We start from the raw sequence: 8,338 nt of genomic DNA on the forward strand, positions 1-8,338 counted from the left end.
GACGAACCTGCACACGATCCCCAGGTGACCGCGGAGACTCCTGTTCGGCCTCTCTGAGAAGAAGATCGATGTTATCTTCCGGAGGTCGGGGACGGCGATTCTTTTTTCGTTGCTCGCGTTTGAGTGCTTCCTGCCGGTTTTGGATGATGGACCCCACGATCGACAGGATGATGATGATAAGCGCCACAATGAGCTGCGTGAAATCGGCCAGAAGGAAAATATGATTCACTGCCATGAAGTCCAGCTCCTGTGGTACGAAGGCTTACTGAAAAAGCCGAGCGGCTAACCGGCCTGCTGCGGGCGGACCTGTTGTGTGACCGGGACACCCATCCGGGCGATCGCCGATCGCATCTCGGTATCCGCCTGAATGTTCTTCAACCGGTAGTAATCCATGATTCCCAGTTTTCCCGATTCGAACGCCTCCGCGATAGCTCGCGGGACTTCGGCCTCGGCTTCCACGAGCCTTGCCCGGGCTTCCTCGATGAGCGCCAAATTCTCCTGTTCGGCGGCCACGGCCATGGCCCGACGGCCTTCGGCCTTGGCCTGTGCCACGCGCATATCAGCTTCTGCCTGATCGGCCTGGATTCTCGCCCCAATGTTCTGGCCTACGTCGATGTCGGCGATGTCAATGGAGACAATTTCGAACGCCGTCTGCCGGTCGAGGCGTCGCGCCAGCACAGCCTTCGAGATCCTGTCGGGGTTTTCCAGAACCTCATAGTGGCTTTCTGCGGAGCCGATGGCGCTGACGATGCCTTCACCCACCCGGGCGATGATGGTTTCTTCCGTGGCCCCGCCGATCAACTGGAGGATATTGGCTCGTACAGTCACGCGCGCCTGCACTTTAAGCTGGATTCCGTTGCGAGCGACGGCTTCCAGGGCTTCCTTGCCGGAGCCTTTCTTGGGGCAGTCGATCACCTTGGGATACACGCTGGTCTGGACGGCTTCCAGGACGTCTCGACCGGCCAGATCAATGGCTGTGGCCAGCCGAAAATCAAGCTCGGTCATTTTGGCGTTCCGTGCCGCGATCATGGCACGGATCACTTTGTTGACATCGCCCCCGGCCAGATAATGGGCCTCCAGCGCTCGCGTGGTGACGCCGTCCTTCTCCGTGATCCCGGCCTGCACCGCCATGATTTTCGCTCGGACAATCACTTCGGGCCGAACTTTTCTAAACGTCATGCCCAGAAGATCGAGGATTCCGATGCGGGCCCCGGTTGTCTTGGATTGAATCCACAGGCGAAAGAATTTGAAGAAAACTGCCAGAAAAACCAGCGCCACGATAATGGCGGCAAGGATGAGCACGAATCCGATGATCTGGAAAATGTCTTGGTTTTGCTGGGCAATCGGGAGCATTTCGCAACCCTTTCCTTGTTTGGCGACCGTTTGTGGCTGACCGGTCGGCCTTTTATCGCCGCCATCAGCAGCTTTCGCGACGGCTTCTCAATTCTAACCTTTTTCCGTTATGGTTGGACACCATCGACGCCGGTTCCAACCCTTTTGGGCTCCGTTTCCGTATTGGGCTGGGGGCCACCATGTTCTCAGGCGGCCGCAAATGGATCCAGGCCGATCTCATCGATCGGCTTTTCTCGCCAGTTTTCGCCGGGTTGTTCCTCCGGCTTCTGGTCAACAGGTTGTTCCCCTTCTTCGAGTTTGCGGACGGTAATCCAGGAACCAAAAACGTTCACCACGCGGACCCATTGATCTGCCTCGATCGGAAAACCATCGCTCACAGCATCATAGGAGCGACCATCAATAACGACCACCCCCGCGGGCAGCATCGGACTTTTAGTTTTGCCCACCCGCCCAATGAGGCTTCGCAACTCGCGCAGTTTGGGATTATCCGGCAGGCACGCCTCCACCTGGGGAGGCGGAAGCATCACCCGCTTTCCCACCGGTGTTTTGGGCCATAGATAAATCGCAAGAATCACAAAAGCGGGAATGCCGAAGACGCTGACAAGAAGCAAAGCGACGCCCAAACCGGCACTATACATAAAACCGGTGACAATGGCCCCAACAACAGCACACAGCGAAAGAAATGTGAGAATACCGTGAGAAACAAAGAACAACTCAAGAATAGCCAGGAACAAGCCTGTCAGCATCAGCAGAACCGGCCACAGCCAAGTGTTCATCCATCACTCCCTCTACCACCAACCGGCCAGACAGGCAACAACAAATAGACATCTCATCACGCCTTTTCCATGCCAGTCGAAGGCCAGTGTATCACAGCAGTGTCCTGCGGGCAAGTACGCGACGTTGACCGACGAGGTGGTTCTGCCCCTCATCGAGTGGGCAGAACGCGAAGTGACACCTGCCGTGCCATACATCGCCTGCGAGGGTACATATTCGAGGGAGAAAACAGCGTGACAAGAAGTGACACGTACTACGACACCTGCGGACGAACGTAAACACGGTTACCGCGGACCTCGGTGACCACCACGGAAGTGCCCGGATCGATAGGGTCTCCGTCCTGGGAAATTACGTCGAGGATGCGCTGGCCGAAACGGGCCTTGCCGCTGGGTAACAACTTCGTGACCGCGACACCCTGTTGGCCCACAAAGGATTCGTCGATGTCCAAAAGGCTTCGACGTCGAAGCATATCTTCCGCCTCGTTTTCGGACGGAGGTGTAAGCATGAGGTGCTTGAGTCCGGGAGTTTTCGGCAACCACCGATTGATGAACGCCAGGACCACGCCAATTCCGATCGCCGCAAAAAGGAGGATCAAAAGCGATTTTTGAAGCTGGAGCCATTGATAACTGTTCTGCGGTACGATGAATGTTTGACTGGCCAGCACCAGAGAGACCACAATCAGCAGTCCGCCACCCAGGCCGAAGATCCCGAAACCAGGCAGCACGAATATTTCCAGAAGCAGGCAGGAGGCCCCCAGCAGGAAAAGGACGACTTCCAGCCATCCGGCCGTCCCTCCGAGAAATCGGCTCCAGAAAAAGAGCACGAAACACACCGCGGCCAGGAATCCCCCGATTCCGATTCCCGGTGTCTGGACTTCGACGAGTAAAGCCACCCCTCCAATAATCAGGAGAAGCACGGCAATATACGGGGAAGAAAGCGCCCGCAAGAGAGTATCCACCCAGGTGGGTTCCAGAAGAGCAGGATCGTTTTCCAGTCCGTATAGTCCTTTGAACTCAGCGAAGCTTTCCACGGTGTCCCGGCACAGGCCGTATTCGACTGCTTTTGCGCCATCTACCTGCAAAGGTTTACCTTTTTCTTTAACGAGGTCTTTTTTCTCCCACTCGTTCTTGTCGGGTAACTGTGCCCATTCCTCCTCCGACATGTACTCAGCAAAATCGGGCATCCCCTTGCGCACGTATCGGAACAATTCCACGTTGGGGTCCACCAGGGAAAGCGGGAGCGACCAGGTCCGCCCGGTGCGTTTGGCAATCACGTCCCGCACGACGCGTTTGATTTGCAGTAGGTCGTCTTCGGTAGGCACGGCGTTTCCTTCCCCACCCAACAACGCCCCGGGAGCCATGATGATCTGGTCGCAGGCGACGGCGATGAGTGCGGCGTCCGCCAGCGCGCGGGAGGGAATATAGGCGACCGTACGAACTTTTTCGGGATCCAAATCTGCCGCTAAATACGACGCCAATTTGAGAGCATCACGCGGTGAACCTCCCGCACTATCGATCCGAACACAGACGAAATTGGCATCTTTACGCTGCCTCGCTTCCTCGATGAGTCGTTGGGCACGCTCGACGGAAGCGGGAGTGATGGGGCCCTCGATGAGCACCTGAACAGCCCGCCAGTGGTCCGCGACGAAACGCTCTTCCTGAACGAGATTGGCGCGAAGTCCCAGGGCGGCGTAGAGTTCTCGCGTGTCGGTAACCGTGCTGCTGATCAAATCGAGCGCCCGCGATTCGCGACCCGTCAGACGACCGAGCTGTCCTGCTGGAAACACCACACTGGGTGCACCGCGTAAAGTCCGCGTTTTACGTATTTGTTCCAGCTCATCCGGTGTGACGAAAAGTCGCTCGGTATCGGTTTCCACCTGAAGGACGGTTCGCGAGGGATCCAGCATTCCCAGGGCAACCGCGACAGGAATACTGCGGCGGCGTTCGGCGATGTGCCGGTAGGCACTTTGCATCGGGGGTGTGATCCGTCGCTCGGCAATGCCTGCTGCACCCCATTCGGCGTCCGGCGCCATGTAAATCTCTTGACACGCGATAACGACGAGCACAGCGTGGCCCTCCGCTCGATAGGGGATGTAGGCCACTGTTTTGACGCCGGCAAGGCTCTCGCTCGTCAGAAAGTCTGCAAGATCGTAGCAGGCACCGAATTCACTTCGTCCCGCGTAAGCTTCTTCACCTTTTTTGGTATCGAATCGGAGGATGAAAACGAGTTTGTCTTTTTGCCCTTTGAAATTATCGATCAGCCGGAGGATGAGCTGCTTCACCCGGGCACCACTTGGACCGGTGATGGGCAACTGAATGGGGATCAGCCGGCCAATCATTCCGGGACCGACGTTGTCCCCCTCTTCCCCTGGGGCGGAAGGGCGCGCGTCACCGGATGGGGCTTCCGCGAAGAGGACTGTCGGAAACGTGGCCGTGACGGAACCACAAATCTGAGCGAATCCGGCCTGCGGAAAAGCACCGATTCCCACAAGGGACGCGACAACGAGTACTACGGCCAAGGGATGGCGCACGATCCGTCCTCCTGGGAAAAATCGTCGCTCGTTCATCCGTAACCCCCGCAAATTTGTGAGTGGTTCGGAGGCCGGTCGTTTTTCTGCCGACTTTTTCTCAAAGGCATGCAACCCGTGCTACGGTGATGCCAGCCTCCGCCGCCTACCATTGTAGAGGGTGACACGCTCTTTGAGCAGCCATCGTACGGCGGTGTTGCGAGTACGAGGGCTCCAGCGAGGGCTTCCGCACAGCCGCTAAAAGCTCGCTGGTACGGGTTCTCGGCCACACATTCCGGTCACGCGAGGAAGAATCGGTCAGGGGTTCCATTCTGCGGATACACCGAACCGCATAGGTTTCGCCCCGCTTTGGTGCGCGCCCATATCAGGACGTTTCCCTGCGAAAGGGGGAGAAAAGTTGGGGATGAACTCTCCGGCGCCGCGGCCAGGTGAATCCGGGGCAAGCCGGAAACTGCCTGTTTTAGTCTGGAAATCGAGACCAGCGTTTTCCTCGTAGATTGGTACACCGCGGATTCCGTGCGTCTCATGGCCTTCCGGTATCCGACCGTTGTAAAGGTCGTAGTCGAAGTCATTATCCACATTTTCCGGAGAGGCGCTGATGCTTCTCTGATCTGGGGACATTACCTGAAGGATATTGTTGCGGGAAGCACAGTGCTTCACGATACGGTTACCTCCTAATCCGCCGGTTGGTAGGAACGGTTCACCAGAAAATATCGTGTTGTGGAAGACGTACATGTGGCCTGTCATCCAGTCTTCGCTAATCGCATATCCCATCTTCAAAAAGTAGCCGCCCGTGTGGTCCGGGCGCCACTGGCTGCGGGCGACAATGTTCTGCCAGATGTAAAGGGGCCCAATCGAGGTTGGAGCGTTCCCGATCATCATCATGCACTGCGTGATGTAATTGCCCCATACCCGGACATTTCGATTGCCGCCTTCCACTTCCAGGCCATCATCCCAGCAATGGCTCACAAAATTGCCGTAAATATCGCTGTCGGGGCCGGGCGCGCCGCGGAAACTGCCGTTACTTCCGCCTCCGATCACGTCGTTGAACATGTGGTCAAGATCGGAGTAGCACTCGTTGTAGCGGATCACGTGATTGCCCGCGGTGTCAAAAAAAGAAATGCACTGTGGGCCTTGCGGATGCGTGGGATATTTTGGTTCGTACCACGTGTTTGTATCCGCGAAGGGGTGGTGGAGTTTGCACCGCTGAATGATCACCCGCCGCACATTGCGGTTCCGACAGAGAATGGCGGCATCATAATCAAATCCGAAACCAGTTTCCGGATTGATGCGCCCCCAGTCGGAAATGTCACAATTTTCGATGACGATGTCGTGACCATCTTCGATGCGAATGGCACCGATGGGGGAGCGCCTCAAGTTATCCCGGGAACCGGCCCCGCGCAGGACGAAGTTTCTGACAATGATGTACGAGCCGGAGATGGTGATGCATGCATCATGGTGGTGGCCGACGTCGATCACGGCCCCTTTGCCGTCGTAAACGCGGTAGGCATCCGGTCGTCCGGATTGAGTGATGTTGACCGGGCTCGTACCACCAGCCAAGGCAATGGTTTCGCCCTCAGGAAATTTTTCATCCCACGTGCGTGCCACCAAGCGGGTTGACGTATCAGTGCCTTCCAACCGAAGCTCGATTTCGTAAGTGGTGTTGGGCCGAAGGTTGACGATGCTTCCCCGATAGTCAGCCAGATCTTCATCGGTGTTCGCGATGGGGTTAAATTTCATGGGCAGTCCATCGTGCCATGCGTTTGTGCCCACCTCGCGGAAGCGTATGAAGACCCGCCGGTTGACCCCACCACCTGGCGGTGACCAGTACACTCCCACGCAATGAAACGTGGGAATGGCAACGGGTTTCGCCGCGACGGAGGATGGCTCTTCGGCCACCACCAGCACACCCGCAAGAATCGCCATGATGAAGGACGCTTGCCAAAAAAGGAACCGCACCGTTGACAAACGCATGGCCTGGCTCCTGAAAAACCTCTTGCTGGCTGAACTGAATTGGTTGGACCAAAACTGGCTATGGCCACGACGCGGTGCTCATTGTCTTGAAGATCGTTTCCTGTGGCAAGAGTACAGGCATCCTTCCGCCGTTGCCTGCACTCACATAGACTGGCTGACAGGGACCAGGGCAGGTGGTCGTTACTTCACGACTTCTGGCAGACTATAACAATGAGCAACGAATGGGTCATGCTGAAGAAGAAGGTGCTCGACTGCCGCGGAGGAGATATATGCCATGCGTGCGATGGTTCTCAGTGAAATAACGCAGCTCACCGAGGATTCCCAACCCTTGACACTCATGGACTGGCCGGATCCAGTGCCCGGCCCTGGAGAGATTCTCCTCGCCGTGACGGCCTGCGGGGTGTGTCACACGGAGTTGGACGAATTGGAAGGTCGCGCCACACCGGTGTTTTTTCCAATCATCCTTGGGCATCAGGTGGTAGGTCGGGTGATCGCGATCGGGCCCGATGTTGAAAAATTCTCGATAGGAGACCGGGTGGGCGTGGCCTGGATCTTTTCGGCCTGTGGGCAATGTCCCCAGTGCGCCTCGGGAGAAGAAAACCTGTGCCCTCAATTCCGCGGGACCGGCAGGGATGCGCACGGCGGATATGCGGAAAAGATGATCGCCCGCGCCGAATATGCCTATCATCTGCCAGACTCATTGAGCGATCACGAAGTGGCGCCGCTTTTGTGTGCCGGTTCCATCGGTTACCGTGCGTTCCGTTTGACGAAATTAGAAGAGACAGGGCGTCTGGGCCTGATGGGCTTTGGTGCCTCCGGCCACCTTGTGCTTAAAATGGTGCGCGCCCATTGGCCGAAAATGGATGTTTATGTCTTTTCACGCAATCCAGCGGAGAGAGCCCTCGCCCATGAACTGGGCGCCGTGTGGACGGGCGATATCCCCGACAGGCCGCCGGAGCTTTTGGACGCCATCATAGACACCACACCGGTATGGCGGCCGGTTGTGGAGTCGCTTGCTTCTTTACGGCCGGGAGGTCGGCTGGTGATCAACGCCATTCGCAAAGAAGAGGTGGACAAGGATGCACTTCTTCGCCTTTCCTACCCGGAGCACATCTGGATGGAAAAAGAGATCAAGAGCGTGGCCAATGTCACCAGGCAAGATGTCATCGATTTCCTGAAACTGGCCGAGGCTTCGGAAATCCGACCGGTGGTGCGGGAATACAAACTCGAAGAGGCCAATCGGGCGCTGCAGGATTTGAAATTCGGAAAGACACCAGGGGCGAAAGTCCTGCGCATTGCGTGAATGATTTCGACGGGGTACCGCTCAACGCCAGCGTCCTTGCAGGAAACGTTGCACCGCCCAGGCAGCCTCGATTTCCTCCACGATAATATAGTTGGCACCCGCGAGTTCCAGAGCACTTCGATGACTTTGATATCGACAGCGCGCGATGATCGTGGCTCGCGGGTTGAACTGGCGGGCGACTTTGACAATGGCGATCGCGACCCCATCATCCGGCACACACACCACGACCATCGCTGCATCCCGGATCTCTGCTCGTTGAAGGACATCCGGTTCCCGCCCATCGCCGCAAATCGTGCGAAAACCCTGCTGGGCGAACGGCTGCAGGTTGAGAGGGCTTTGGTCGATAAGGCAAACGTCCATTCCCAGCGTCTCCAGATAAGCGGCGATGTGCCCGCCCATGGGGCCAG

7 protein-coding genes are annotated in these 8,338 nt (G+C 57.1%); 1 reads left to right on the top strand and 6 read right to left on the bottom strand.

Annotated features, from left to right (window positions below; genetic code table 11):
* The 5 genes from H5U08_RS05690 to H5U08_RS05710 form a co-directional block, all read right to left on the bottom strand.
* On the bottom strand, positions 1-235 hold a 235-nt coding region (locus H5U08_RS05690), incomplete at its 3' end, for a hypothetical protein (RefSeq protein WP_297031136.1).
* 47 nt (positions 236-282) lie between these two features.
* Complete coding sequence (floA, locus tag H5U08_RS05695) at positions 283-1,353, bottom strand: flotillin-like protein FloA (RefSeq protein WP_095416165.1); 1,071 nt, start codon at positions 1,351-1,353, stop codon at positions 283-285.
* Between the two features lie 185 nt (positions 1,354-1,538).
* Positions 1,539-2,129, bottom strand: coding sequence for an NfeD family protein (locus H5U08_RS05700; RefSeq protein ID WP_297031139.1), 591 nt, complete (start codon positions 2,127-2,129; stop codon positions 1,539-1,541).
* Positions 2,130-2,380: 251 nt separating this feature from the next.
* On the bottom strand, positions 2,381-4,657 hold the full coding sequence (locus H5U08_RS05705) for an NfeD family protein (protein WP_297031141.1): 2,277 nt from the start codon (positions 4,655-4,657) through the stop codon (positions 2,381-2,383).
* A gap of 294 nt (positions 4,658-4,951) precedes the next feature.
* Positions 4,952-6,628, bottom strand: coding sequence for a right-handed parallel beta-helix repeat-containing protein (locus H5U08_RS05710; RefSeq protein ID WP_297031144.1), 1,677 nt, complete (start codon positions 6,626-6,628; stop codon positions 4,952-4,954).
* Between the two features lie 274 nt (positions 6,629-6,902).
* Here H5U08_RS05710 and H5U08_RS05715 point away from each other — a divergent pair, with 274 nt between their 5' ends.
* Positions 6,903-7,931, top strand: coding sequence for a zinc-dependent alcohol dehydrogenase family protein (locus H5U08_RS05715; RefSeq protein WP_297031146.1), 1,029 nt, complete (start codon positions 6,903-6,905; stop codon positions 7,929-7,931).
* 21 nt (positions 7,932-7,952) lie between these two features.
* Here H5U08_RS05715 and H5U08_RS05720 read toward each other — a convergent pair.
* The coding region (locus H5U08_RS05720; protein WP_297031148.1) for an NAD(P)-binding protein at positions 7,953-8,338 on the bottom strand (386 nt) is incomplete at its 5' end.

Origin of the sequence: Thermogutta sp., assembly GCF_014359955.1 — a bacterium.
Classification (GTDB): domain Bacteria; phylum Planctomycetota; class Planctomycetia; order Pirellulales; family Thermoguttaceae; genus Thermogutta.

What these genes read in the sequence shown, in the direction of transcription:
- floA (WP_095416165.1), bottom strand. Translation starts at nt 1,353, where the DNA reads ATGCTCCCGATTGCCCAGCAAAACCAAGACATTTTCCAGATCATCGGA.
- H5U08_RS05715 (WP_297031146.1), top strand. Translation starts at nt 6,903, where the DNA reads ATGCGTGCGATGGTTCTCAGTGAAATAACGCAGCTCACCGAGGATTCC.
- H5U08_RS05700 (WP_297031139.1), bottom strand. Translation starts at nt 2,129, where the DNA reads ATGAACACTTGGCTGTGGCCGGTTCTGCTGATGCTGACAGGCTTGTTC.
- H5U08_RS05710 (WP_297031144.1), bottom strand. Translation starts at nt 6,628, where the DNA reads ATGCGTTTGTCAACGGTGCGGTTCCTTTTTTGGCAAGCGTCCTTCATC.